Consider the following 25,158-nt stretch of genomic DNA (forward strand, 5'->3'; position numbering starts at 1 on the left):
TAGGTAGGTAGGTAGGTAGGTAGGTAGGTAGGTAGGTAGGTAGGTAGGTAGGTAGGTAAGTAAAGTATGTGCGTGAAAAGACGACATTTACCGAGCCTCCCTGAAAAGAAAAATCCCCGCTGGCAGATCAAGCAAGCGGGGATTTCAAAACATCTTAGGCGGCAAAGGTCTAAGTCATCAGCCACACAAACAATACTCCGCCCAACGCAATCCGATACCAGGCAAAAGGACGATAGGTGCGACTGGACACAAAGCGCAGCACGGCCTTCACCAGGAACAAGGCGCTAAAGAAAGCAGCAACAAAGCCCACAATAATCGCGGTGCTTTGATCTGCACTCAAGGACGCACCGTTGCGATACAGGTCATAAACCGTAGCAGCCAGCATGGTTGGCATGGCCAGGAAGAAAGAAAACTCCGTGGCGGTCTTGCGCTGAATACCGGCCAGCATGCCGCCGATAATAGTGGCGCCCGAACGTGAAGTACCTGGCACCATGGCAATACATTGGGCAAACCCAACCACCAAAGCCTGCTTCCAGGTGATCTCCTCCAAGGCAAAGGCGGTAGCCTTTTGCGAGGTGGCGGTTTCACCCTGATCCAGCTCTGACGTGTTCTTCGCGTACTGCGGTTTGCGCTCGACCCACAGCATCAACAAACCACCCAATACCAGCGTGAACACAAACACAATCTGGTGATGGAACAAGGCTTTGACGTACTGAATCGTCAAGGCACCAATAACGGCAGCGGGCAAAAAGGCAATCAGCAGATTGCGAGTGAACATCAGCTCCGTGCGATCACCGCGCAAGACCCCGGTGAGCAGCTGAATCAAACGGGCGCGAAAAATCCAGATCACGGCCAGAATCGAACCAAACTGAATGACAACCTCGAAGACCTTGGCATCACCCGAGGAAAAATCAATCCAGGAGCCCAGGATCAGCAAGTGCGCCGTACTGGAAACCGGAATGAATTCCGTGATGCCCTCAACAATCCCCAGAAACAGGGCTTTCAACAAATAGAGAGTTTGCTCAGTCATGTTGTCCGAATCAAAGCCAATAAAAATTAAGACGCCAGAAATGGATCGATTTGTTCATCATCGTATGGCACACGTTCCAGGCTGACCTGCGAAATGCGACGCCCTTCCAGCTCTTCCACCTTGAAGCGATACACCGCATCGCTTTGCTCAAGCACACACACATCGCCCACCTTGGGCAATTGTCCGAAACGCGTCAGCAGATAACCGGCCAGGGTGGCATATTCTTCCTCTTCATCCACCAGACCATCCACACCCAGCATCTGTTCCAGATGATGCAAGTCGGTGGAGCCGTCCAGGAGCCAGTGGTCCTGAGACTCCTGGACAATATCGGGAGTTTCGTCCTCGCTGGGGAAATCGCCTGCAATCGCCTCGAAAATATCCAAAGGCGTCACCAAACCTTCAATAGTGCCGAACTCGTCCGTCACCATGACCAACTGCCCGCGGCTTTGCTTGATGGTTTCCATCAGGTCCAAAATCCCGATGGACTCATACACAAAAACCGGCTGACGCAATTGGTCCAGACGGATATGACCATGAATCAGCAGGTCTGCCAGTAACTCTTTGCTTCGACCAATGCCAATAACCTCATCGAGCGAACCGCGACACACTGGCACCATGCTATGGGGTTCATGTGTCATCTTTTCGCGCAGGACCTCAGGATCGTCCTGCACATTCACCCAGGTAATCGCATTGCGCGGCGTCATCACCGAATGCACGGTACGCTCGGACAAAGTCAGCACACCACTGACCATATTGCGTTCTTCCTGACCGAACACCATTTGCGCCGCCGCACCGGGCAGATCCGGCCCGATGGCCGTTTCACCGGAAGCGGGACGCTTGCCCAACATGCGCAGCACAGCCTCGGCCGTACGCTCACGCATGGGACGACCAGCCTGCAGCATACGCAACTTGCGACGCGCCAGCTGATTGAACATTTCGATCAGGATGGAGAAGGAAATGGCCGCATACAGGTAACCCTTGGGTACATGTACGCCAAAGCCTTCCACCAGCAAGGAGAAGCCGATCATCAACAAAAAGCCCAGGCACAGGATCACCACCGTGGGGCGACTATTGATATAAGCCGTCAAGGGTTTGGAAGCAACCAGCATGATGCCAATGGCAATGACCACCGCCGCCATCATGATGGGCAGGTGCTCGACCATACCCACCGCCGTAATGACCGCGTCGATGGAGAACACGGCATCCAGCACCACGATCTGCGCCACGATGACCCAGAAGCTGGCATACATGCGCGAGCCGGAAGCATGAGCGCTGCGGTTCTCAATACGTTCGTGCAGCTCCAGTGTGCCCTTGAACAGCAGGAAAAAACCGCCCACGATCATGATCAGATCGCGACCTGAGAAATCCAGGCTGAATAGGGAGAACAAAGGATCGGTCAGCTGCACCAGATGAGACATGACCGTCAGTAAGCCAAGGCGCATCAGCAAGGCCAGTGACAGGCCCAGCACACGAGCCCGGTCGCGCTGCGCCGGAGGCAGCTTGTCGACCAAAATTGCAATGAACACCAGGTTATCGATGCCCAGCACAATTTCCAGAACTACCAGTGTGAGTAACCCAACCCAGGCGGTCGGGTCCATCAACCACTCCATCTCAGCTCCTTGGCGCTGTGATTAAAAGAACACCCCGGCAATGCCGGGGTCTAGGTTCTTAATCTTGCAGGTGCGACAGCATCTGAATAAAGATCTTCGGACTGGCGGCAATCACATTGCCAGTCTCTTTCCAGGTTTGTTCGCCTTCAAAGTCGCCCACCAGACCGCCGGCTTCGGTCACCAGCAAGGTGCCGGCAGCCAGATCCCAGGGTTTAAGGTTAACGGCGCAGAAGCCATCCAGACGACCTGCAGCCACATAAGCCAGATCCAAAACCGTTGCACCCACGCGACGCACGGCAGCACATTCGGCCAGCATATCGGCAAATGGGGAGGTGGGTTTCACGCCTGCACCCGAATCCGGCACGTGTGCACCGATCAAGGCATCGTGGTAACGAGTCTGGCCCGACACACGAATACGACGGTCGTTCAGGAAGGCACCACCGCCACGGCTGGCCGTGAACATTTCATTGCGGTTGGTGTCGTAAATAACGGCATGGGCAGCCTGGCCACGGTGCATCAAGGCAATCGAAATTGCGTAGCACGGAAAGCCGTGGATAAAGTTGGTGGTGCCATCCAGAGGATCAATGACCCACTGGTATTCGGGAGTACCTTCGCCTGCGGGTTCCAGCGGTGGGCGCTCGCCCGTTTCCTCGCCGATAAAACCGTGGTCGGGGTAGGCTTCGCTCAACACTTCAATGATGGCTTCCTCTGCTGCGCGATCCACTTCCGTGACATAATCTTTAGGGCCTTTACGCGCAACCGACAGGTGCTGGAGGTCCAGACTGGCGCGAGAGATAATGGTGCCGGCACGGCGAGCCGCCTTGATGGCGGTATTGAGCATCGGGTGCATGGAAATTCCGTTTTTTTAACAATAATTGAGCCTGCCTGGCGTGCCCTGTTGCAGGGCAAAATCGCGTGAGCAGACACAGGAAGCGTAGCTTCAAAGTAGCTATTTTAAATGACTCAGACGCAAGCATCGGCATTTGATGATAATTTTCACCGGGTTCGCTTCATTATGGTGCAACCCAGCCACCCTGGAAACGTGGGCGCAGCAGCGCGAGCGATCAAAACCATGGGCTTTGGCGACTTATGTCTGGTCGACCCGCTAGACCCGGACGTTGCACAAAACCCTCAGGCAATCTCGCTGGCCAGCGGTGCCGTCGACGTTTTGGAGCAAGCAACTATTGTTCCCACTCTGGCACATGCACTGGAACCGGTCACTCTGGCTTTTGCCCTGACGGCCCGCCCCCGCTATTTAGGACCGCCAGCCGCCGATATACGTCAGACTGCCGAACTGAGCCGTGAGCATCTGCGCCAGCACGCCGGAACCGTCGCCATTGTGCTGGGGACCGAACGCGTGGGCCTGACCAATGATCACATCAGCCAGTGCCAATACGTCTGCCATATTCCGGCCAATCCTGAATACAGTTCCCTGAATGTCGCCCAGGCTTTGCAACTGGCTGCCTGGGAATTGCGCTATGCCTTGCTGGCTGAAAGCGGTGCCAGCCTGCTGCCCAATACGGATGGCAAGGCAGACCCTGGCAAGGAGCTGGCTCCCCAAGCCAAGGTGCAAGCCTTGCTGCAGCACTGGGAACAGGCCATTGAAAGCGTCAAGTTCCTGGACCCCAAACACCCCAAGAAGCTGGTGCCCCGCATGCAGCACCTGTTCGGTCGCGCCCAGCTTAGTTTGGACGAAGTGGATATGTTGCGCGGCCTGTGTACCGCCATGATCAAGACCGCTAAAACAGCGGGCCACCCCATCCCTGAACAACGTAAAGACGAATCGGCAGGCCCGGAACATCGCTAAAACCTGCCTTCAAACGCGCTACCCCTCTTGCCCGCTGCACCCAGCGGGCATTGTCTTTTATGAGCGATCACACAGTGGACACTTTCTTGGCTGGCGTATATTCTTACTGAGTTACTTTTTCGGTAAGCAATAGCTGTTTTCAAGCATGAACACTCCCGAGACCGTAGAACCGCAGGATCAGGCCGGGCCGCGCACCTTGCAACGCGGCCTGCTGGTGCTCAAGACTTTGCAGAATCATCAAGGCAAAGGGCTGAGCGTCACCGACCTGTCGCGCGCCACGCAATTACAGCGCCCCACCATCTACCGGCTGCTGGCCGCCCTGATCGATCACGGTCTGGTCCAGAACAGTAGCCATAGCCGTCGCTACAGCGCCACGCGCCAGGATCAGGGCCTGTTTGGACTGGACCCGCGTGTCACCATCATGCAGCCCATCATGCAAGAGCTGGCTCAACAGACTGGCGACGCGGTCTTTCTGGTGGGCCGCGATGGCGACGACTCCGTTAGCCTGTGGCGCGAAATTGGCCCCTACCCGGTACAGATTCTGGCCACTTATGTCGGCAAGCGTCAGCCTTTGGGCGTGGGTTCGGGTGGCATGGCCTATCTGGCCACACTTGGGGACGAAGCGATCGAGCAGATTATCGAACGCAATGCCAATCAGCTGGATCAGTACGGTGGCATGACCCAGCGCGAGATGCGCCAGTTGGTCACCAACACCCGTATCCGGGGCTACTCGGTTGTAGGCAATTACGCCGTACGCGGTGCTTTGGGTGTGGGCTGCGCGTTGTGCGATCACAAAGGCCGCCCCATTCTGGCCATGAGTGTCACGGCCATTACCGAGCGCATGCCTGCGCCACGGCAAAAAGAAATTGCCGGTTTGCTGCGCGACGCGCTGGATTCGGTCGCCGACAAGTTTTAAATCTGGGCGGATCTCTCCCCCATAACGGTGTCGGGACCGTTACCACCCTCATCCGCACACAGCCTGCCCTGTGTGCTTTTTTTACGCCTCGAACCTCCCCCTCCGCCTGCTTTCCTCATCAACGCAGGTAGCTCTTCCAGGCTCAGCCTGTCAAAACAAGGGAAACTACGCTGGCTATAAGCCCAGTCCCCTCCCAAGCCGCACTCATCCCAGCTTGGCTTCTGAAAAAAGCAGTGCCGTTTCAAACAGTGCTCTAGCCTCCATTCAAACTGATCCTCTAATCAGTTCGTTTTAGCTAAATATCCCCATTTCTCAAAAAACAGTCGGCTTTATATCGAAAGCCGCTTGTCGCGGCGCGCGCTCGCCCTTTTACCCCTAGGGTTAACGCGTCATCGTTTCGCCGCGCGTAAATAAAACAACATTTGCTTTATTGATCCACGCACTAGCCTGTCGCTATCTTGTGGGCACAACGATAAGCCCCCTAAGGGGCACACCATAAAAAAGGAAGGCGAGATACAGGCAACAGTCATTACCGAGGAGTACGCGCTAGCGGGACTGTGTATCCAGCATCCACATCCATCAGCCGACCCACTAGCCAGGTCGGGGAGACAAAAACAAGGATAAGTTCATCATGAACACCACTGCTACCCTCTCGGCCAAACCCAGGCCAAACTTGCTGACCCGCTTTACCAATATCTGCGTGCGTTACGTAGAAAAGTGGATGCCGGACCCGTATCTGTTCGCCGTCATCCTGAGCTTGCTGGTTGTAGGACTGATTGCCCTGTTTGTTGATGGCGCCACCCCCGGAGGAATGGTGGATGCCTGGTATCGCGGGGTATGGGGCCCTAAAAGCATTTTCACCTTTGCCCTGCAAATGGTGCTGATTCTGGTGACGGGCTACACCCTGGCCGAAGCACCACCCTTGAAACGCGCCATCATCTGGTTGGCCTCCCGTGCCCGCACACAAGTTGAAGGTGCCCTGCTGTGCTTTGCCGTGGGCGCGATCTTCTGCCTGCTGAACTGGGGCCTGGGTCTGGTGGCCGGTGCCCTGGTTGCACGCCAGGTTGCCCGCCGTCTGCCCAATGTGCACTTTGGTTATCTGATTGCCTCGGGTTATATGGGTTACCTGCTCTGGACTCAAGGTCTGTCCAGCTCGATTGCCCTGGCCAATACCGATCCCAACAGCCCCATCAACGTCATCCATCAACTGACCAGCATGACGGTGCCGTTCAGCCTGACCATTTTCCAGCCCTATAGCTGGATTCCAGTTGTGGCCCTGATCATCCTGCTGTTTCTGACGATCTGGCGCATGGAGCCTGACTACGCCTTGCCGCCTGACCCCGCCGTCTTTGCTGACATTGAAAAAGACCTGCCCAAAACCAAGCCCAGCACCCCGGCTGAAAAGCTGGAAAACCTGTGGATTCTGAATGTGCTGTTCTTTGCCGCGGGTATGTACTACTTCGTGCGCAGCGGTTTTGCGCTGAACATCTCATCCATGATCATGCTGTTTACCGTCACCGGTGCCCTGCTGCACTGGACGCCTATCCGCTTTATCAAATCCTTTGTCGAGTCCGCCAAAACGGCAGGCCCGCTGATTCTGCAGTACCCGCTGTATGGCGGCATCATGGGCTTGCTAGCCTATATCCCCATGGAAGGCGGTCGCGCCCTGGAAGAAATCCTGTCCTCCGCGCTGGTGACTGGGGCCAATGAATACACTCTGCCCTTCCTGACCTTTATCGCCTCCATCATCATCTCGCTGTTTGTTCCTTCCGGTGGCGGACACTGGGGTGTGCAAGGCCCCATCGCCGTGCAATCGGCCCTGGCCATTGGTCAGGACGGACCCGACTACCTGGGCCTGATGTCCATGGCCGTGGCCTTTGGCGAGGCGGTGGCCAATATGATCCAGCCCTTCTGGCTTTTGCCTGTGCTGGCCATTGCGCGCCTGAATGTACGACAAGTGATGGGCTTTACTGTCGTGGCCTTTCTGATTGGCACCGTCATTTTGACGATTGCTATTCTTATCGCACCCTTCACGCTCTAAGGACTTGCCATGTCTGTGAATGATTTCGCTACCCGAAACACGACATCCAGCCAGGAGGCAGCGGAGGCTGCAATTGCCCGCTACGAGCAAACCGAGGATCTGATTCAGGCCTTTGCCCATCTGGACAAGGAGCAGGTACGGCATGTCGCCCAAGAGCAGGAGAACAACACCGGCTCCCTGAAGGGGCTGGTCATCGGCATCAAGGATTTGATCAATACGGCGGACGCTCCAGCCACCTATGGTTCGCCCATTTATCGCGACAACCGCCCCACCCAGGACGCTGCCATTGTGCAGGCCCTGCGTGCGGCCGGTGCCGTGCCTTTTGGCAAAACCGTCACCACGGAATTTGCGCTGTTCAGCCCTCCCAAGACACGCAACCCCTGGAATCTGGAGCACACGCCGGGCGGTTCTTCGTCCGGCTCGGCCGCTGCCGTGGCCGCCAATGTGGTGCCGGTAGCTTTGGGCACCCAGACAGCGGGGTCCGTGGTGCGCCCCGCCACGTTCTGCGGAATTTATGGCTTCAAACCCAGCTTCGGCGCCCTGCCCAGCAGCGGCTTGAAAACCATCAGCCCGTCTCTGGACACCTTGGGAATCCTGGGCCAGCGGCTGGAGGATGTGCGCCGTGTGTTCAACGCACTGCGCAGCACGCCGGAATTATCGCAAGTCCTGCAGCAAGCCCCTTTGCGCCTGAGCTTTTTGCACACGCCCTGGTGGGAGGACATTGCCGAGGATTTGCGTGATCGGCTGGAAGCGACCGTAACTCACCTGAAAACGGATGACGGCCAGTTTGAAGTTCAGCTTAGCGACAGGGACAGTCTGTTTGGTGAACTGACCCACGCGCAGCAAGCCATCATGGGAGCTGAAGTACTGGCCCATTTAAGCCATGAACGCCAGCAACACCTGGAACTGCTCTCGCCTGCTTTGCGGACTTATCTGGATAAATGCGCACAGACTCAACCTGCCGAACTGATTCAGGCTCAAGGCCTGATCAATCAGGTCAAGCGCCAACCCGAGCTGATCTTCGGCGACGCAGACCTGATCCTGAGCGCAGCCGCCTTGGGCGAGGCTCCCACACGCGACACCACGGGCGATCCCGTGCTGTGCCGTGCCTGGACGGCATTGGGCATTCCATGCATCAACTTGCCCATCGGCTTTGGCAGCCACGGGCTTCCTTTAGGACTGCAAGTGGCTGCCCGCCCTGGGCAGGATGACCTGCTACTGGAAGCGGCCACCCGCATTGCCCATCGCCTGGGCACATTAACTATCGCGCTGCCTGAACTCCGATCCTGAAGGGTCGGGCAGCTTACTCAACGGATCACATCGACAGAGGTAGGACAGGGAAACCCAATGACGGACAGCAACTGGAATCTTAAGAATCAAGCCCGCCAGCAAAGACTGCAACGTGCCAGCCGCGCACTGGGAGACTCTTTGCAAGGCAAGATATGCAGCACGGATAAAGCCAGCAGCTTGCTGGAAGCCGTATTACAAGTAGGAGATCGAGTATGTCTGGAAGGCAATAACCAGAAGCAGGCCGACTTTCTGGCCGATGCACTGGTGGGCGTCGACCCAGCGCAGATTCATGACCTGCACATGGTGCAATCCGTGCTGGCCTTGCCCCAGCATCTGGATGTGTTTGAAAAAGGCATTGCCAACCGCCTGGACTTCAGCTTTTCCGGCCCGCAAGGTGCGCGCCTGGCCAGGCTGGCCTCGGCAGGACGACTGAACATCGGTGCCATTCATACCTATCTGGAGTTGTTTGCCCGTTACTTTGTAGATTTGACCCCGAATGTCGCGCTCATCGCGGCCCAGGCCGCCGATGAGCACGGCAATCTGTACACCGGCCCCAATACCGAGGACACCCCGGCTATTGTGGAAGCCACCGCTTTTTCCGGCGGCATTGTCATCGCCCAGGTCAACGAGCTGGTCGACAGCAAGACCACCCGCCTGCCACGCGTGGACATTCCCGCCGACTGGGTGAACTTTGTCGTGCCCGCTCCCCGCCCGCACTTTATCGAACCGCTGTTTACCCGTGACCCAGCCCAGATCAGCGAAATCCAGGTCTTGATGGCCATGATGGCGATCAAGGGCATCTACGCGGAATACGGTGTGCAACGCCTGAACCACGGCATCGGTTTTGATACCGCCGCCATTGAATTGCTGCTGCCCACTTACGGCGAATCACTGGGCCTGAAAGGCAAGATTTGCCAGCACTGGGCCTTGAATCCGCATCCTGCCCTGATCCCGGCCATCGAAGCCGGTTGGGTGCAATCGGTGCACTCCTTCGGCTCCGAGCTGGGCATGGAAAACTATCTGCGCGCCCGCTCCGATGTGTTCTTCACCGGCCCGGATGGCAGCATGCGCAGCAACCGCGCGTTCTGTCAGGCGGCTGGCCACTACGCCTGTGACCTGTTCATCGGCTCCACCTTGCAGATCGACCTGCATGGCAATAGCTCCACCGCCACGCTGGGCCGTATTGCCGGTTTTGGTGGCGCACCCAATATGGGCGCGGATGCTCGCGGTCGTCGCCACGCCAGCCCCGCCTGGTTGAAAGCCGGGCAAGAAGCACGCCAAGGACGCCAAGGTGCAGCCGGTACGCCACGTGGTCAGAAGCTGGTAGTGCAGATTGTGGAAACCTTCCGCGAACACATGACGCCCGCCTTTGTGGACACCCTGGATGCCTGGACCCTGCAGGAGCAGACCGGCATGGATCTGCCGCCCATCATGGTGTACGGCGACGATGTCACTCACATCCTGACAGAAGAAGGCATCGCCAATCTCTTGCTGTGCCGTACCGACGAAGAGCGCGAACAAGCCATACGGGGTGTTGCCGGCTATACGCAAGTGGGCCTGGGCCGAGATGCCCGCATGGTGGAGAACCTGCGCGATCGCGGCATCATCCGTCGCCCTCAGGATCTGGGCATAGACCCACGCCAGGCCACCCGCAATTTATTGGCCGCACGCAGCATGCGGGATCTGGTTCAAGCCTCCGGCGGGCTGTATCAACCTCCGGCACGCTTCCGTAACTGGTAATGGCCCGCCACGCTATTTGCATTAGGAGATCACGATGACAAACATTCCTCACGGCCTGGAAACCCTGGCCTATAGCTTCAAAGGACAAAAGCCTATTGGCACCTTCCAGCCTGTGCTGGTGGGCGTGGTAGGTTCGGGCAATCTGGAAGTGCTGGCCGAGCCCAAGGACAGCGCCGAATGCACCATCCATATTCATACCTCGGCACGTGGTTTCTCCACGATCTGGGATGCGGTGGTGCGGGACTTTCACCAGCGCCATCCGCTGGCCGGTATTCACTTTGACATTAACGATATGGGGGCCACCCCTGCCGTGGTCAGCCTGCGTTTGGACCAGGCCGCCAGCGAAGCCCTGGCACGCAGCCAAGCACAAGGAACACAGTCATGAGCAGTTATCTGGAATGTTCTGCCCGCCAGCGCGTTCAGGCTCTGTTTGACGCCAACAGCTTTCACGAATGGCTGCCACCTGCACAACGTTTAAGCAGCCCCCATCTGGCCCAGTTGGGAGTGCCTTCTTCCTTTGATGATGGCGTAGCTATCGGCCGTGCCTTGCTGGAGGGGCAGACCGTGTATGTGGCGGCGCAGGAAGGCGAATTCATGGGCGGTGGCGTGGGCGAAGTCCACGGCGCCAAGCTGGTGGGCCTGCTGCGTCGAGCCATGACTGACCGTCCTGCAGGCGTAGTGCTGCTGCTGGAGTCCGGTGGTGTGCGTTTGCACGAAGCTAACGCCGGTTTGATAGCCGTCTCGGAAGTGATGCGCGCCCTGCTGGACACGCGTAATGCCGGAGTGCCTGTGATTGCTTTGGTCGGCGGGCAAAACGGTTGCTTTGGAGGTATGGGCATTGTGGCCCGCTGCACCAACCACCTGATCATGAGCGACGTCGGCCGTCTGGCCATGTCCGGCCCGGAAGTGATTGAAGCCTCCCACGGAGTCGAAGAATACGACTCCAAGGACCGCGCTTTGGTCTGGCAAACCAGTGGCGGAAAACACCGCTGGCTGACTGCCGATTGCGACGACCTTGTACCGGACACCGTGGCCGCTTTCCGCGCCGCTGCCGTACAAGGCTTGAAGAATCCAGCTCGTGGTCCCGTCACCCTGGAAGAGCTGGAACAGGAACATCAGCTGCTGGCACACCGCGCAGCCCTGCTGCCTGTGGAGCAATGGGACCAAACTGAAAATCAGGCCCAAGCCTTGTGGCAAGCACTGGGGCTGGAACAAAGTGATCAAGTCGGGCAGATGGATGCTGCAGCCGTCAAAGCATTACGCAGCCAGGAGGCGCTGTCATGAAATGGGAAACACTGGTGCAATCGCTGTTCGATACGCAGCACAGCATTAGCGAACAGGATTTGTTCTTGCAGGGCGATGCCCAGTTTGATGGCGAGACCTTGGCCGTGATCGGCACGACGGAACACGCCCCCATCGGCGTGTCCCTGGCCTTGACCCAGGCACAGGCCGTGCTGGACACCATCAAGAACCATCCTGGCCGTAGCCTGCTGCTTTTGGTCGATACCCAGGGCCAGCAACTGCGCCGCCGCGATGAGCTGCTGGGCATCAACCGCGCCATGGCTCACTTGGGCATGTGCCTGGATCTGGCCCGACGCAAAGGCCACAAGGTCATTGGGCTGGTGTACGACCAGGCCCTGTCCGGTGGTTTCATCACCTCCGGTCTGATTGCCGATGCCTGCTATGCCGTGCCCGAAGCCGAAATTCGCGTCATGCGCATTCCTGCCATGGCCCGCGTGACCAAGCTGCCCGAAGCCATGCTGGAAGAGCTGGCGCAGTCCAATCCGGTCTTTGCGCCCGGCGTAGGCAATTATGTGGCCATGGGAGGCATTCAGTCTGTCTGGGACAGCAGTTCGCCAGAGCAACTGCGTGCTTCCTTGCGGGCAGCACTGGCTCAATCCAATGATCAGGATCGCCGCGCCAGCGATGGTGCCGAACGTGGTGGCCGCCGCCTGGCTGCCCAGATCATTGAACAGGTCTTGCAGGCATCCTGATGAACGCCCAGCTGCCCGCTCGCCGTCACCACCTGATCACGCTGGACAACACAGCCTGGGATCAGGTGCTGACTGATCTGGAGCCGACCAGCCACGTCTGCCAGAGCCTGCGTCAATGGCAGGCTCGAGGCTGGCCGCTGGTCGTCAGCCGTCAGCCAGGCGAACTGCATAGCGGACAGTTGCAAGTGGGCATTCCTTTACCGACCGATTGGGGGCGGCAACGTCTGTCCCTGATCGTTTCCCAAAACCAGAGCCTGTCTTGGGGCAGTTTTCCCCCCGCCCATGAAGCCCAAACCTTATTGCCAGCCTCCTTGGCGCAAGACTGGCTGAGCTTATGTCAGCGTATGCAAGCACATGGCTGCACGGCTCAGGTCTATGGCAGTTATGGCTGGGAGCTGATCACAGGACAGGGCTATGTGCGTGAAGGTTCAGACCTGGATTTGCTGCTACCCGTGCAGAGCGCCACGCAAGCAGATCGTCTGGTGGAGCTATTAAGTGCAATCAGCGAATTGTCCGGTTTGCCCCGTCTGGATGGAGAGTTGCTGTTCCCGGATGACGCCGCCATTGCCTGGCGTGAATGGCAGCAATGGCGCAGCGGTGCCAGCAGCAAAGTGATGATCAAACGCACTCATGGTGTACGTATTCAGGCGCACTCGGACTGGCCCGAGCACGCTCCTGCTCCGGAGTCCTCTCATGCTGCTTGATGCCATTGAAACCAGAACATTGGCGCCTCGCCCCACTGCCCCCGACTTCATGGATCCATCCCGTTCCTGGAGTTGTGCGGCCATAGGCCGTGCGGCGGTTCTGGCGCTGTATGACGAGCTGATTCTGGCTCCCAAACCGGGGCTGGTTTCCTTGCTCGACAGCGGCAGCCATGACGATATGGATGCCAGCACTTTTTATCGCAGTCTGTTTGCCCTGCGCCATTATTTTTCTGACATGGCGGCTCTGGGCCAACAGCGTGTTCCATTCAGCCAGCTGCAAACTCGCGGGATTGCAGCGGAGGCTCGCATGCAGGCGGCAACCGGGGGCATCAATACCCACCGTGGCGCCATCTTCATGCTGGGCCTGCTGTGCGCAGCCGCAGGCGCTTGCCTACCTTTTCGCACCCTGACTCCCGCCACGATTCGGGACCAACTTCAAACATTATGGGGGGCGGCTTTACAGGCCCGCAGCCTGCAAGCTTCGTCCGCACTGCCGGGCGGACGGGCGGTACGCCGCTATGGCTTGCAAGGCGCGAACCAGGAAGCAGCCCAGGGCTTTCCCACCTTGTTTGAAACGGCCTGGCCCGCCTGGCAAGTCGCTGTCAAAACTTTGTCTCCGCACAGCACACCAGTGGCAGAACAGCAGTTGCAAACCGTGGGTCTGCATACCTTCTTTTCTGTTATGGCGGTCCTTGACGATAGTAATCTGGCCCATCGTGGCGGACTGGAGGGGCTACACTACGCGCGCCGCTGCGCCATGCACTACCTGCAAGCAGGCAGTGCATTCAGCCCCGATGCGGTGCAACGCGCGCAAGCCTTGCATCAAGCCTTCATGAAGCGTCGCCTGTCCCCCGGCGGCGCAGCCGACACCCTGTCGGCCTGCTGCTGGCTGGATCGCTTGCAAGCCTATGCACCCGGCAGTGCCAGCCAGCGTCGCCCTACTGGAGCCTGACTATGAAAATCGCCCTGCTGTTTTCCGGGCAAGGCATGCAATACGCAGACATGCTGCCCTGGATGAACCCGGCAAACCCCTTGCTGCTGCAAATGCAGGAACAGTTGCACGTTCCCGATTGGCGCGCTGCCATGCGCGATACCCGTTGGGCCAGCACCAATGCCCATGCCCAAGTTGTGCTGACAGCTTGCGCCTTGGCCGCTTGGCAGAAATTGCAGGAGCACGTCCCTGCCCTGCAAACCTCCTGGCGATCTTTGGTGGCCGTGGCGGGCTACAGCATTGGTGAACTGGCAGCCGCTTGTGTAGCGGGTGTGTCATCTGCCAGCAATACCATCCAGCTCGCCGGACAAAGAGCCGCCTTGATGGATCAAGCCGGGGCCGGACAGGACAGCAGCATGCTGGCGATAAGTGGGGTTTCAATCCGGACGATTGAACAATGGTGCCAAGCACACGGCGCTGCCCTGGCCATACGCAATGGTCCTGATAGTGCTGTCTGTGCGGGACCACGTGACAAGCTTGCTGCCCTGGAAAAATTCGCTCAAGAACAAGGGGCACGTTGCACACCCCTGGCCGTGAATATTGCCTCCCATACCCGTTGGATGAGCAGCGCGGCCCAGGCCTTTCAAGAGCAACTGAATCAAAGCGAACTGACTGCCCCGACCTTGCCTTGGCCTACCAATGCCGGTCTATGGGTACATAACGCCACTACCGCTGCCCAGGCCTTATCAGCGCAGTTGATGCAAACCGTGCAATGGGACTCCTGCATGGAGCAGATTGAAGAGCGACAGCCCAATGTGGTGCTGGAGATTGGTCCGGGCCGCAGTCTGGCGACCATGTGGAATCAACGCTATCCAGAGACTCCTGCGCGCAGTGTAGACGAGTTCCAAACCCTGGATGGCTTGCAGCGCTGGCTGTCTCGCTGGGCTGGATAAACGCAAGACAGCGGCTTGCACAGACCCGCATCAGCCCGACGTCGGCCCTTCTTTTTCCAACTGAGTACGCACGATCCGGCAGGCCCGTAACAAGCTCAACACATTCGGGCTGCGCTCGCGCGACTTCATGCACACCAGGCCGATACGCTGTGAATGTCGATACTTCGGCTCCAGGCTCAGCCACTGAATCTTGTCAGAAAAAACCGCTTTGGCTCGCGCAGGTAAAAGGGAGCATCCCACACCACCACTGACCAGGCTCATCAAGGAAAAGATGTCTCCGGTGCGCATCACAATATCGGCATCAAACCCAGCTTTGGCCAACATGCGCTGCATATCCCGCCCCGTTGCAAAATCATCGGTCAGCGACACAAAACGTTCCTTGGAACAACGCTCCAGATCCACCACGGACGAGTCCGATCCTTGCCAATCCATGGGAGCAGCAAACATCAGTTCATCATCAAAAATGGGCAGCACTTCCAGATCATCCGGTTGCTCCTGTGGCAACTCGATCAGGGCTGCATCAATATGACCACCCCGCAACTTTTGCAGCAGCTTCTCGTTGGAGTCCAGCACCAGATCAATCTGCAATAAAGGCTTGTGAACCTTCAGCTCTACCAAAAGGCGCGGCACCAAACGTATCGTCAGCGAGTACATGGAGCCTATGCGCAACTGATCCGACGAATACCCCCCGGCTTCGCGGGCAGCATCAATGCCATGCTGCAAGGTACGTATGGTTTCCTTGGCCGCTTCGGCCAGCTCGCGCGCCGACTCCTGTGGCACCAGATTGCGGCCTTCCTGCAAGAACAGCGGGCAGCGCAACCCTTCCTCCAGGCTTTTCAAGGCCCGATGCACGCTCACCGCACTGGTGCCCAATTGTTCAGCGGCACGGGCAATCGTGCCGGCTTCCAGAAAAGCCAGCAGAACTTCCAGGCGTCGTACCGTGATTTTTTCGTCGATCAGAAACATCGTGAGGGCAGGTGGAAAAACAGCGCCAGAGCAAAGAGTACAGTATGGGAGAAGCCCGCAGTAAGTCCAATGCAGGCTAACCCGAAAAAAATGCCCCAAGCCGCTAAAAGCAAGGCTTGGGGCATTCATACTTTCTATCGGAACCGCATGGGCTTGAAGCCTGCAGGACACGGTTCAAAGCCGGAGTCAGGCCTTGAACCCATCATGTTCACGCAGCCTTTTTCTCGCCAACCGACTGCACGATTTCACGTACTGGAACGGGCGTCTGCAAACCAGCCTGATTCAGCACTTGGACCGCACGGCGGAACAGATCAAAACGGGCATCCCAGAAGTCAGCAGCATTGATCCACGCACGCAGATTGACGGTGATTACGCTGTCCTTGTACTCCATGACCATGACCAAAGGAGCCGGGTCTTTCAGCACCTGAGGATGTTCATTGAGCAGGTCTTGCAGCAGCTTGATGGCCAGGTCCAGATCATCGCCATAACGTACGCCCACCCCGAAGTCCAAACGACGGGTGGTGTTACGGCTGTAGTTGATGATAGGGTTGCCCCAGATCAGGCTGTTGGGCAGCGTGAATTGAATGCCATCCACTTGCTCAAAGCGGGTCAGGAACAAACCCACTTCCTGCACGGTGCCGTCACCTTTACCAACAACCGACACAAACTCGCCCGCACGCAAGGGACGCAGCATCAGCAACATGATGCCGGCGGCGATATTTTGCAGTGTGTTCTGCAAGGCCAAGCCCACCGCCAAACCGGCGGCACCCAGTACCGCGATAATGCTGGCGGTCTGCACACCAAAACGGGCCAACACGGCAATCAGCACAAAGATGCGGATTGTCCAGACCGTTACGGACTGGGCCATAGGCACAATCGTCGGATCCACTCGAGGCGAGCGGGCTGCCATGCGCTTGATGGCACGACCGGCGACGGCAGACAGCCACCAGCCAATAATCAGAATCAACAAAGCAATCACGACGTTGAGCGCAATCGCGACAACGGCTGGAAACTCTGTCATCCAGGCTTGCAATTTTTCCACGTTTCAATCTCCTCAATTAAAAGGCAAAGCACCGAAGGGACTGGCCGCCAAGGGTAAACATTGCTAGTGCGCATCATAGCCTTGGGACGGGTCTGAACCCAAGTTGAGCAAGCCCACCATCTTATCCCCGAAAACTGTGGATAGCTCATAGGAAAAACTGGGCAAATCAGAAAAACCTTCCGTAGTATCAGCCACTTGAAAACCACGAACAGAAAACATCCAAATCCGGAAACAGACGCCAGCTTATCCCCATAAAATGTGGACAAGTCACAGGATAAACCGTGAATCACTGCACTTATCCCCGTGCAATCAAGCACTTAGAAATGGCGAGCAGAGAATCGACAATTCTTTACCATTTTTTTCCTCGGGCAAGCCTCTGCTTGTTGAAAACCGGCTTATCCACAAAAGATGTGCATAAAAATAGGGAAAACCCCTGTATTAGCAAAAAATAGGCTTATAAAACAATCACCTAAGTAGCCAGGTCAGGGATTCACCATTTTGCACCTGTTCAAGCCGGTACGCGCCACAGGGAAGCCAGCCAATGCTGCTCCTGCGGCGGCCTGTCTGTGGGGCGATAAAAGTGATCGATATACTCAAAGCCCGCTTGCTCCAGACGCTCTGACCACTGCTCCCAACTGTAGTAACAACCATAGCGCTGACCATTCCAGCCTTCTTGCCCCTGACCACGCGGATTGGAAGAAAACAGCACGCCGCCAGGTCGCAGGCTATGACGCAAGGCCGTCAACACAGCTGGTAATTCGGCACTGGGTATATGGAATAAAACCGCATTGGCAAACACGCCATCAAAAGCCGCAGCGGGCAAACTCAACTCCAGAAAGTCCTGATGCAGCACCGGCAAGCCAGTTTGCTGACGAGCCATCTCCACGAAAGCCGCACAGCCATCCAGCCCCACCGGGCGGTGACCCATGGCCTGAAACGCGACCAGATCCCGCCCCGGTCCACAGCCCAGATCCAGAATATCCACAGGCCCCGGCAAGCCGATGGCCGCCAGCAAAGCATCACGATTCTGGCTGACATCATGGTCCCACGTGCCGTCCCGATAAGCCTGCGCATGGTCCTGGTAATGATTGACGGTGCGACGACTGGTTTCTTTCATCTGAACATCCTTGCCTATGCTATGGGTTTACTTGACGCTGCCTAACGATGGATCGACTATATCCTGAGTCCAATTTGAATCTGATGCCATGAAGCCAAGCTATCCGCTCTCCGTCCTAGACCTGTCCCCTATTGTTCAGGGCTCCACACCGGCCCAGTCCTTTCGCTGTTCGGCGGACATTGCCCGTCATGCCGAGCAGTGGGGCTATCACCGTTACTGGCTGGCCGAACACCACGGCATGCCCGGTATTGCCAGTGCTGCCACTTCAGTTCTGATCGGGCACATTGCCGGTCAAACCAGCCGCATTCGTGTGGGCGCGGGCGGCATCATGTTGCCCAACCATTCCCCTTTGGTGATTGCCGAGCAGTTTGGAACGCTGGCCTCCCTGTACCCCGGCCGTATTGACTTGGGCCTGGGTCGTGCCCCTGGCTCCGACCCCGAAACCGCCCGCGCCTTGCGCCGCAATCTGAACAGCGACCCCGACCAGTTTCCACGCGACGTGCTGGAGCTGATGGACTATATGTCCGACGAGCCGCGCAACCGCATCATGGCCGTGCCCGGTCGCGGACTGAATGTGCCGGTCTGGATTCTGGGCTCCAGCCTGTTTGGTGCTCAACTGGCCGCCGCCTTGGGCTTGCCCTACGCCTTTGCTTCGCATTTTGCACCTGCTCAATTGATGGACGCTATTGAGGTTTACCGCCGTCAGTTCCAGCCTTCCGTGCATCTGGAAAAACCGTATGTCATGCTGGGCTACAACGTCTTTGCCGCCGACACGGAAGACGAAGCCAAGCTGCTGGCCTCCTCCTGGCAACAGTCTTTTGTGAACCTGCGCAGTGGTCGTCCAGGCCAGTTGCCACCCCCCGTGCGTGATTACTACGAGCAATGCAGCCCACCGGCCCAGCATCTGCTGGACTCCTTGCTCAGCTGTACGGCCATTGGCAATCCGGAACAAGTGCTTGAGCAGATGAAAGGCTTCATTCAACTGACCGGCGCCAACGAGCTGATGCTGAACGCCAATATCTTTGACCATAACAAGCGCTTGCGCTCCTACGAGATTGCCGCCGAGCTGCGCGGCAGTCTGGTATGAACCCACGCCACCTTCAAGAGACTGCACTGCGCTACTTCCAGGAAGTAGCGCGTTGTGGCTCTATCTCGCAAGCGGCGAGCAATCTGCATGTGGCCACATCGGCCATCAGCCGCCAGATCAGCGGACTGGAAGAAAACCTGGGCATGGCCTTGTTCGAGCGTCATGCCCGTGGCATGAACCTGACCGCTGCGGGAGAGCTGCTGCTGGCCCATGCTCGTCGCAGCGCCATGGATGCCGAGCGCACCTTGCACGATATTGCCGCCTTGCAAGGGCTACAAACCGGCCTGATACGCATCGCCTCCTCTGAAGGTTTGGCCGCCCAGCTACTGCCGCAATGCATTGCACAGTTTCGTGAAAAACATCAGGGCATACGTTTTCAACTGGACGTACTGCCACCACACCGCATCACCATGCTGCTGCTAAGCGGCCAGATTGATATAGGCATCAAATTCACTCAAACAGCCGAAAAAGACATCAAGACCTTGTTCCGCCGCGATGCGCCTGTCATGGCTCTGGCGGTTCCCGGCCACCCGGTAACCCGTACCGAACGCATCAGCCTGAAAAGCCTTCTGGCACACCCTCTGGCCTTGCCCGGCCCCGACACCACCGTGCGGCAAATGATGGATGTGGCCTGCAGCGCACAGAACCTGAGTCTGGACCCGGTATTCAGCAGCAATCACATGCAGTCTCTGCATCAATTTGCCTTGTCCGGCGCAGGCGTGACGGTGTCGGCCTTGCTCTCGGCTCGTCACCTGATTGAGCAAGGTTTGCTGCAAGCCAGTTTCATTCATGAACGCGGCTTGCTGAATCGTCAAATTGAAGTGCAGGCCCTGGCTGGCCGCCGCTTGCCCTCTATTGTTCGCCGCTTTCTGGACGAGTTGCTGCCGCAGCTTGAAGTCGACCCGCAAGCCTTGCCAAAATAGCAACGCTGACCTGCTTATTTGTTGCTGGTTCGGCATCATCGCCTTTCCTATCATCTCTTGATTGAGGAGATAGCCATGACAAGACCCAGCAACGCCGCAAGCAATGCGCAGCCCCCATCGACCCGTCGCCCCTGGCGGCGTCTTGCCCAAACCTTATTAGGTGCTGTTCTGGCCGTCAGTAGCGTGGCGGCCCATGCCAGCGATTGGCCTGATCGTCCCATTCGCCTGATCGTACCCTTCCCCACTGGCGGTGCCACCGACGTCATCAGCCGCCTGATTGCCGAAAGCGCGGCCAAAGCGATGAACGCCAACATCATTGTGGACAACCGCACGGGCGCGGGCGGCACGATTGGTTCAGGCGAAGTCGCTCGCAGCAAGCCCGATGGCTACACCCTCCTGTTCACCACCAGCAGCACCCACGCGATTGCTCCGCACCTGTACAAGTCCCTGCCCTACGATGCAGACAAAGACTTCACCCCTATCGCCCATTTGGGCGATGCCGCCAGCGTCCTGCTGGTGAACCCGTCCGTACCCGCACAAACGCTGCCAGAGCTGATTGACTACGCTCGCGCCCATCCTGATGAGTTGAACTACGCCAGCAGTGGCAATGGCACCATCGTGCACCTGGGCACCGAAGCCTTTTTGAATCAGGCCAATATCGTCATGTCCCACGTTCCATACCGAGGAACTGGTCAGGCCATTAACGATATGCTGGGCGGCTCCATTCATGTTTTACTGGACGCCATCCCCACCGGGATGCCCTATGTGAACAGCGGCCAGTTGCGCGCCCTGGCAGTAACCGGCCAGCAGCGCTCGCCGCTGGCACCCGATTTGCCCACCTTTCAGGAGTCCGACCTGCCGGGCTATGAGTCGGTGACCTGGTTTGGCCTGTACGCCCCTGCAGGCTTGCCCGACGAAATTCGTGACAAGGCTTATGAGGCTTTTTCACATGCCGTTCAGGACCCCAAAGTACGCTCGCGCCTGCAAACATTGGGCGTGGACCAACCCCGCAGCACCAGCCGAGAAGAATTTATCTCTCTGGTCCGCGAGGACAGCGCACGCTGGCAAGGCCTGATCCAACTGACTGGAATACAGATTCAATGAACAAGACTGACACCTGTATGGACTGGAACAACCCCTACCCGTCCGCCCGCTCTGCGGTACTTGGCCAGAACATGGTCAGCACCTCCCACCCCTTGGCCGCACAAGCGGGCCTGCGCATGTTGCAGGCCGGTGGCAATGCCGTCGATGCCGCCCTGGCGGCCGCCATCACACTGACTGTGGTCGAACCCACGGGTTGCGGGATAGGCAGTGATGCCTTTGCCATCGTCTGGGACGGCAAAGAGCTGCATGGCTTGAACGCCTCCGGGCGCTCGCCCCGTGGCTGGTCGCCGGATCGTTTCAAAGGTCACGATGCCATCCCCGACAAGGGTTGGGAAAGTGTCTCCGTTCCCGGTGCGGTCTCTGCCTGGGCCGAGCTATCCAGCAAGCTGGGCCGTCTGAGTCTGGAGCAAGTGGCCGCCCCCGCGATTCATTACGCCCGAGAAGGCTTCCCGGTCTCGCCCGTAATCGCGCGCTTGTGGGAGCTAGGTCGTCAGCGTCTGGGCGATCAACCCGGTTTTGCCGAAGCCTTTTTACGTGATGGCAAAGCCCCTGTCGCTGGCCAGTGGTATCAGAACCAGGACCAGGCCAATACGCTGGAACGCATTGCGGCCACCCAAGGACAGGACTTTTATACCGGCGAGCTGGCCAAACGCATTGCCGACTTCTCCCGCCAGCATGGCGGCGCCATGGATGAGCAGGATCTGGCCGAGCACCGCGCGAACTGGTGCGGCACCATCAGCCATCCTTTTGCCCAGTCCGTGATTCACGAAATCCCGCCCAATGGACAAGGTCTGGCGGCCTTGATGGCCTTGGGCATCATGGAACAAGCTGGTGTGGGCCAGCAGCCGCTGGACCATATCGACACGGTGCATTTGAGCATTGAAGCCATGAAGCTGGCTTTTGCCGATCTGTACGAGCACCACGCAGATCTGGAGCACATGATTCATCATCCCGAGCATTTGCTGGACCCGGCCTATCTGCGCGAGCGCGCCGCCCTAATTCAGATGGACAAGGCAGGCGACCCCAAGCACGGCCTGCCTGGTCCCTCCGGCACGGTCTATGTCACCGCCGCTGACGCGAGCGGCATGATGGTGTCCCTGATCCAGTCCAACTACATGGGTTTTGGTTCCGGCGTGGTCGTTCCCGGCACCGGCATCAGCATGCAGAACCGTGGTCATGGCTTTACCCTGCGCCCCGGTCATGTGAATGAAGTGGCCGGTGGCAAGCGCCCTTCGCACACCATCATTCCGGCCTTTGCCATGAATGCCGATGGCACCCCTCAAATGTCTTTTGGTGTGATGGGTGGCCCATTCCAGTCGCAAGGCCATATGCAAATGGCACTGCGTGTTCTGCTGTACGGTCAGAACCCGCAAGCCGCTGCCGATGCCCCACGCTGGCGCGTGACGGGGGGCCGTGGGGTGGCGGTAGAACCCACTTTCGATCCGGCGCTGGTTCAGGCCTTGCGCGAGCGCGGTCATGAAGTCGTCGTTGAACCCGGCAGCGGTGTGTTCGCCTTTGGCGGTGCACAACTGATTCTGCGTCAGGGCAATCATTACGTGGGTGGCTCCGACCCGCGTAAAGATGGTCAGGTGGTGGCTTACTAAGCCTATTTACCTTCCAGAGATCACTGCCACTTTCTGATTGGGGTCTGGATAAGAACATCCAGACCCCAAATACCTTTGGGCCTCCCTATCTCTATTCAGACAAACCACTCGACGAAACAAAGACACGCTCACCAAGGCCCCATCCCTTCAGCCTCCTTCAAGGCTCAGCCCTGTCCACCAAAGAGCCAGGCACAGCCCCCAAAGCAGACTCCAACATCGACTTGGCACACTAAACGTACACCGTGGTCAATATCTGACACTTTCCCTACACAAAGACTGTGTTTTTATCAGGTTTTCTTCAGCCAGACAGAATGACTGCTGTACCATCAAAAATTGCCGCTTCATACCCCGGAAGCGGTTTTCTATTTGTCTAAACGGCCCTGTCATCCAGAGGGCCGTACGCTGGAGCCCATTCGGTGCTGTCATTCTTTGAACGTCGATTAGATCCCTATCCCGAACAACACGTCGCCCCTCCTCCCAAAGGATTTTTCCCCTTCATCTGGGCCTGTACGAAAAATTCACGCGGCTGGATTGGCTTGATGACCGTAACCTCGATTGGCCTGTCGGCCTACGAGGCCATGCTGTTTGCCCTGCTCAGCTATATCGTGGACTGGCTGCCCTCGATTGAACCTGCCCAGTTCTGGAGCCAGCAGGGTGGCACGCTGTTGACCATTGCCGCTGTTCTGCTGGGCAGCGTCGTGCTGATCAGCCTGCATACGCTGGTCATGCACCAGGTGCTGGCCATCAACTTCCCCATGCGCCTGCGTTGGCTGTTTCACAAGCTGATGCTGAATCAGAGCATGTCTTTTTACGCGGACGAGTTTGCTGGTCGCATCACCACCAAGATCATGCAAACCGCTCTGGCGGTGCGTGAAACTCTGTTCATGGCCGTGGAAGTGGTCGTGGGCATGAGCGCCTACCTGATCGGTATTCTGATTCTGGCAGGCAGCTTTGACCGCCTGCTGATCCTGCCCTTCCTGCTCTGGCTAGTAGGCTACGCTTTGGCCTGCGTGTACTTTGTGCCCCGTCTGGGCAAAGTCGGGGCTGAACAGGCCGACGCCCGTGCGCTGATGACGGGCCGTATTACCGACGCCTACACCAATATCAACACGGTCAAGCTGTTTGCCCACACACGCCGTGAAGCAGACCATGCCAAGAACGCGATGCGCCGCTTCCAGGAAACCGGCCATGCCCAGATGCGTCTGATCAGCATGTTTGAAGTGACCAACCATGTGCTGGCTACTGTCTTGCTGATCAGTTCGGCAGGCCTGGCCTTGTACTTGTGGTCGATTGATCAATCCACAGCCGGTGTAGTGGCGGCCGTCATTGCCATGGCACTGCGTCTGTCCGGCCATTCCCATTGGCTGATGTGGGAGCTGACCAATCTGTTCGAGAACGTAGGCACGATTCAGGACGGCATCAATACCTTGACGCAAAAACCCACGGTGGTAGATGCTCCCGATGCCAAGCCCCTGCAAATCGAGCAAGGTCGCATCGAATTCCAGGACGTGAGCTTTGCCTACCGCGATAAAAGCCGTCAGGTGATCGACAAGCTCAATCTGGTGATCAAACCGGGCGAGCGTGTTGGTCTGATTGGCCGTTCTGGCGCGGGCAAGTCCACGCTGGTCAACCTGCTGCTGCGTTTCCATGATGTGGATAGCGGCACCATCCGCATTGATGGCCAGGACATTGCCCACGTCACGCAGGACAGTTTGCGTGCCGCCATTGGCATGGTGACGCAGGATACCTCCTTGCTGCACCGTTCCATGCGCGACAACATTCTGTATGGCCGCCCGGATGCCAACGACGAGCTGCTGCATATGGCCGTTGAGCGTGCCGCCGCTGCCGACTTCATCCCGCAGCTGCATGACCGCCAGGGCCGTGAGGGCCTGGAGGCGCATGTGGGCGAGCGCGGTGTAAAACTATCTGGCGGCCAGCGTCAGCGTGTGGCAATTGCCCGCGTCATGCTGAAAGACGCCCCCATCCTGTTACTGGATGAAGCCACCAGCGCGCTGGACTCTGAAGTGGAAGCCGCCATCCAGGAAAGCCTCAACACCCTGATGCACGGCAAGACGGTAATTGCCATTGCCCACCGCCTGTCCACCATTGCGGCACTGGACCGCTTGATTGTGCTGGATCAGGGCCGCATCATCGAGCAAGGCAGCCACCAGGAATTGCTGGAAAAAGGTGGTTTGTATGCTCGTTTGTGGGCACGTCAAAGTGGTGGCTTCCTGGGAGAGACTGGCAAACAAGATAGTTAAAACGTGTCACTTGCTTGCAAAAAAAAACTGACGTTACA

Annotated in this window: 22 protein-coding genes; 16 read left to right on the forward strand and 6 right to left on the reverse strand. The window is 57.8% G+C overall.

The window, feature by feature from the left end:
• Positions 1–169: 169 nt before the first annotated feature.
• The 3 genes from OSH04_RS05145 to OSH04_RS05155 are packed head-to-tail and all read right to left on the reverse strand — an operon-like array spanning position 170 to position 3,490.
• Positions 170–1,030 carry an undecaprenyl-diphosphate phosphatase gene (locus OSH04_RS05145; protein ID WP_239055223.1) on the reverse strand — a complete coding sequence of 287 codons (861 nt, stop codon included), beginning with the start codon at positions 1,028–1,030 and terminating at the stop codon, positions 170–172.
• A 26-nt stretch (positions 1,031–1,056) separates the two neighbouring features.
• Positions 1,057–2,640 (reverse strand): TerC family protein, encoded by a 1,584-nt coding sequence (locus OSH04_RS05150; protein WP_083054040.1) that lies wholly within the window; start codon positions 2,638–2,640, stop codon positions 1,057–1,059.
• Positions 2,641–2,698: 58 nt separating this feature from the next.
• The gene (locus OSH04_RS05155) at positions 2,699–3,490 is read right to left on the reverse strand and encodes an inositol monophosphatase family protein (RefSeq protein WP_035270898.1); all 792 of its coding nucleotides are present in this window, start codon (positions 3,488–3,490) and stop codon (positions 2,699–2,701) included.
• A gap of 108 nt (positions 3,491–3,598) precedes the next feature.
• Between OSH04_RS05155 and OSH04_RS05160 the strand changes: the two genes are divergently transcribed.
• The 11 genes from OSH04_RS05160 to OSH04_RS05210 all read left to right on the forward strand — a co-directional run bounded on the left by OSH04_RS05160 (position 3,599) and on the right by OSH04_RS05210 (position 15,016).
• Positions 3,599–4,447, forward strand: a complete 849-nt coding sequence (locus tag OSH04_RS05160; protein WP_088450892.1) for an RNA methyltransferase — start codon at positions 3,599–3,601, stop codon at positions 4,445–4,447.
• Between the two features lie 145 nt (positions 4,448–4,592).
• Positions 4,593–5,363: an IclR family transcriptional regulator gene (locus tag OSH04_RS05165; protein WP_022983524.1), complete on the forward strand. Its 771-nt coding sequence runs from the start codon at positions 4,593–4,595 to the stop codon at positions 5,361–5,363.
• Between the two features lie 631 nt (positions 5,364–5,994).
• Entirely contained in the window at positions 5,995–7,404 is a 1,410-nt protein-coding gene (locus OSH04_RS05170) for a short-chain fatty acid transporter (RefSeq protein ID WP_266108059.1), read from the forward strand.
• Positions 7,405–7,413: 9 nt separating this feature from the next.
• Complete coding sequence (locus OSH04_RS05175) at positions 7,414–8,694, forward strand: amidase (RefSeq protein ID WP_266108060.1); 1,281 nt, start codon at positions 7,414–7,416, stop codon at positions 8,692–8,694.
• Positions 8,695–8,751: 57 nt separating this feature from the next.
• Complete coding sequence (mdcA, locus tag OSH04_RS05180) at positions 8,752–10,434, forward strand: malonate decarboxylase subunit alpha (RefSeq protein ID WP_009457830.1); 1,683 nt, start codon at positions 8,752–8,754, stop codon at positions 10,432–10,434.
• Positions 10,435–10,468: 34 nt separating this feature from the next.
• Entirely contained in the window at positions 10,469–10,819 is a 351-nt protein-coding gene (mdcC, locus tag OSH04_RS05185) for a malonate decarboxylase acyl carrier protein (protein WP_266108061.1), read from the forward strand.
• Positions 10,816–11,718, forward strand: coding sequence for a biotin-independent malonate decarboxylase subunit beta (locus tag OSH04_RS05190; protein WP_035270906.1), 903 nt, complete (start codon positions 10,816–10,818; stop codon positions 11,716–11,718). The genes mdcC and OSH04_RS05190 overlap by 4 nt, the downstream gene beginning before the upstream one ends.
• Positions 11,715–12,428 carry a biotin-independent malonate decarboxylase subunit gamma gene (gene mdcE / locus OSH04_RS05195; protein ID WP_022983522.1) on the forward strand — a complete coding sequence of 238 codons (714 nt, stop codon included), beginning with the start codon at positions 11,715–11,717 and terminating at the stop codon, positions 12,426–12,428. The genes OSH04_RS05190 and mdcE overlap by 4 nt, the downstream gene beginning before the upstream one ends.
• Positions 12,428–13,132, forward strand: coding sequence for a malonate decarboxylase holo-[acyl-carrier-protein] synthase (gene mdcG, locus OSH04_RS05200; RefSeq protein WP_226348579.1), 705 nt, complete (start codon positions 12,428–12,430; stop codon positions 13,130–13,132). Before mdcE ends, mdcG begins: the two co-directional genes overlap by 1 nt.
• Positions 13,122–14,084: a triphosphoribosyl-dephospho-CoA synthase gene (locus tag OSH04_RS05205; protein WP_266108062.1), complete on the forward strand. Its 963-nt coding sequence runs from the start codon at positions 13,122–13,124 to the stop codon at positions 14,082–14,084. Before mdcG ends, OSH04_RS05205 begins: the two co-directional genes overlap by 11 nt.
• 2 nt (positions 14,085–14,086) lie before the next feature.
• Entirely contained in the window at positions 14,087–15,016 is a 930-nt protein-coding gene (locus OSH04_RS05210; protein ID WP_266108063.1) for an acyltransferase domain-containing protein, read from the forward strand.
• 30 nt (positions 15,017–15,046) lie between these two features.
• On the opposite strand, the gene OSH04_RS05215 is transcribed toward OSH04_RS05210, so the two are convergent.
• The 3 genes from OSH04_RS05215 to OSH04_RS05225 form a co-directional block, all read right to left on the reverse strand.
• Complete coding sequence (locus OSH04_RS05215) at positions 15,047–15,982, reverse strand: LysR substrate-binding domain-containing protein (protein WP_026484233.1); 936 nt, start codon at positions 15,980–15,982, stop codon at positions 15,047–15,049.
• A 208-nt stretch (positions 15,983–16,190) separates the two neighbouring features.
• Entirely contained in the window at positions 16,191–17,003 is an 813-nt protein-coding gene (locus OSH04_RS05220) for a mechanosensitive ion channel family protein (protein ID WP_035271438.1), read from the reverse strand.
• Between the two features lie 529 nt (positions 17,004–17,532).
• Entirely contained in the window at positions 17,533–18,141 is a 609-nt protein-coding gene (locus OSH04_RS05225) for a class I SAM-dependent DNA methyltransferase (RefSeq protein WP_266108064.1), read from the reverse strand.
• A gap of 88 nt (positions 18,142–18,229) precedes the next feature.
• On the opposite strand from OSH04_RS05225, the gene OSH04_RS05230 reads away from it, so the two are divergent.
• From OSH04_RS05230 to OSH04_RS05250, 5 genes are all read left to right on the forward strand, one after another.
• Positions 18,230–19,228 carry an LLM class flavin-dependent oxidoreductase gene (locus OSH04_RS05230; protein ID WP_026484230.1) on the forward strand — a complete coding sequence of 333 codons (999 nt, stop codon included), beginning with the start codon at positions 18,230–18,232 and terminating at the stop codon, positions 19,226–19,228.
• The gene (locus OSH04_RS05235; protein ID WP_026484229.1) at positions 19,225–20,151 is read left to right on the forward strand and encodes a LysR substrate-binding domain-containing protein; all 927 of its coding nucleotides are present in this window, start codon (positions 19,225–19,227) and stop codon (positions 20,149–20,151) included. Before OSH04_RS05230 ends, OSH04_RS05235 begins: the two co-directional genes overlap by 4 nt.
• Before the next feature lie 75 nt (positions 20,152–20,226).
• Positions 20,227–21,255, forward strand: coding sequence for a Bug family tripartite tricarboxylate transporter substrate binding protein (locus OSH04_RS05240; RefSeq protein ID WP_266108065.1), 1,029 nt, complete (start codon positions 20,227–20,229; stop codon positions 21,253–21,255).
• Positions 21,252–22,859: a gamma-glutamyltransferase family protein gene (locus tag OSH04_RS05245; RefSeq protein ID WP_266108066.1), complete on the forward strand. Its 1,608-nt coding sequence runs from the start codon at positions 21,252–21,254 to the stop codon at positions 22,857–22,859. Before OSH04_RS05240 ends, OSH04_RS05245 begins: the two co-directional genes overlap by 4 nt.
• Positions 22,860–23,275: 416 nt before the next feature.
• A complete protein-coding gene (locus tag OSH04_RS05250) occupies positions 23,276–25,120 on the forward strand; it encodes an ABC transporter ATP-binding protein (protein ID WP_009457855.1) in 1,845 nt (614 codons plus the stop codon).
• Positions 25,121–25,158: the final 38 nt, after the last annotated feature.

Origin of the sequence: Alcaligenes nematophilus, from assembly GCF_026344155.1 — a bacterium.
Classification (GTDB): domain Bacteria; phylum Pseudomonadota; class Gammaproteobacteria; order Burkholderiales; family Burkholderiaceae_B; genus Alcaligenes; species Alcaligenes phenolicus.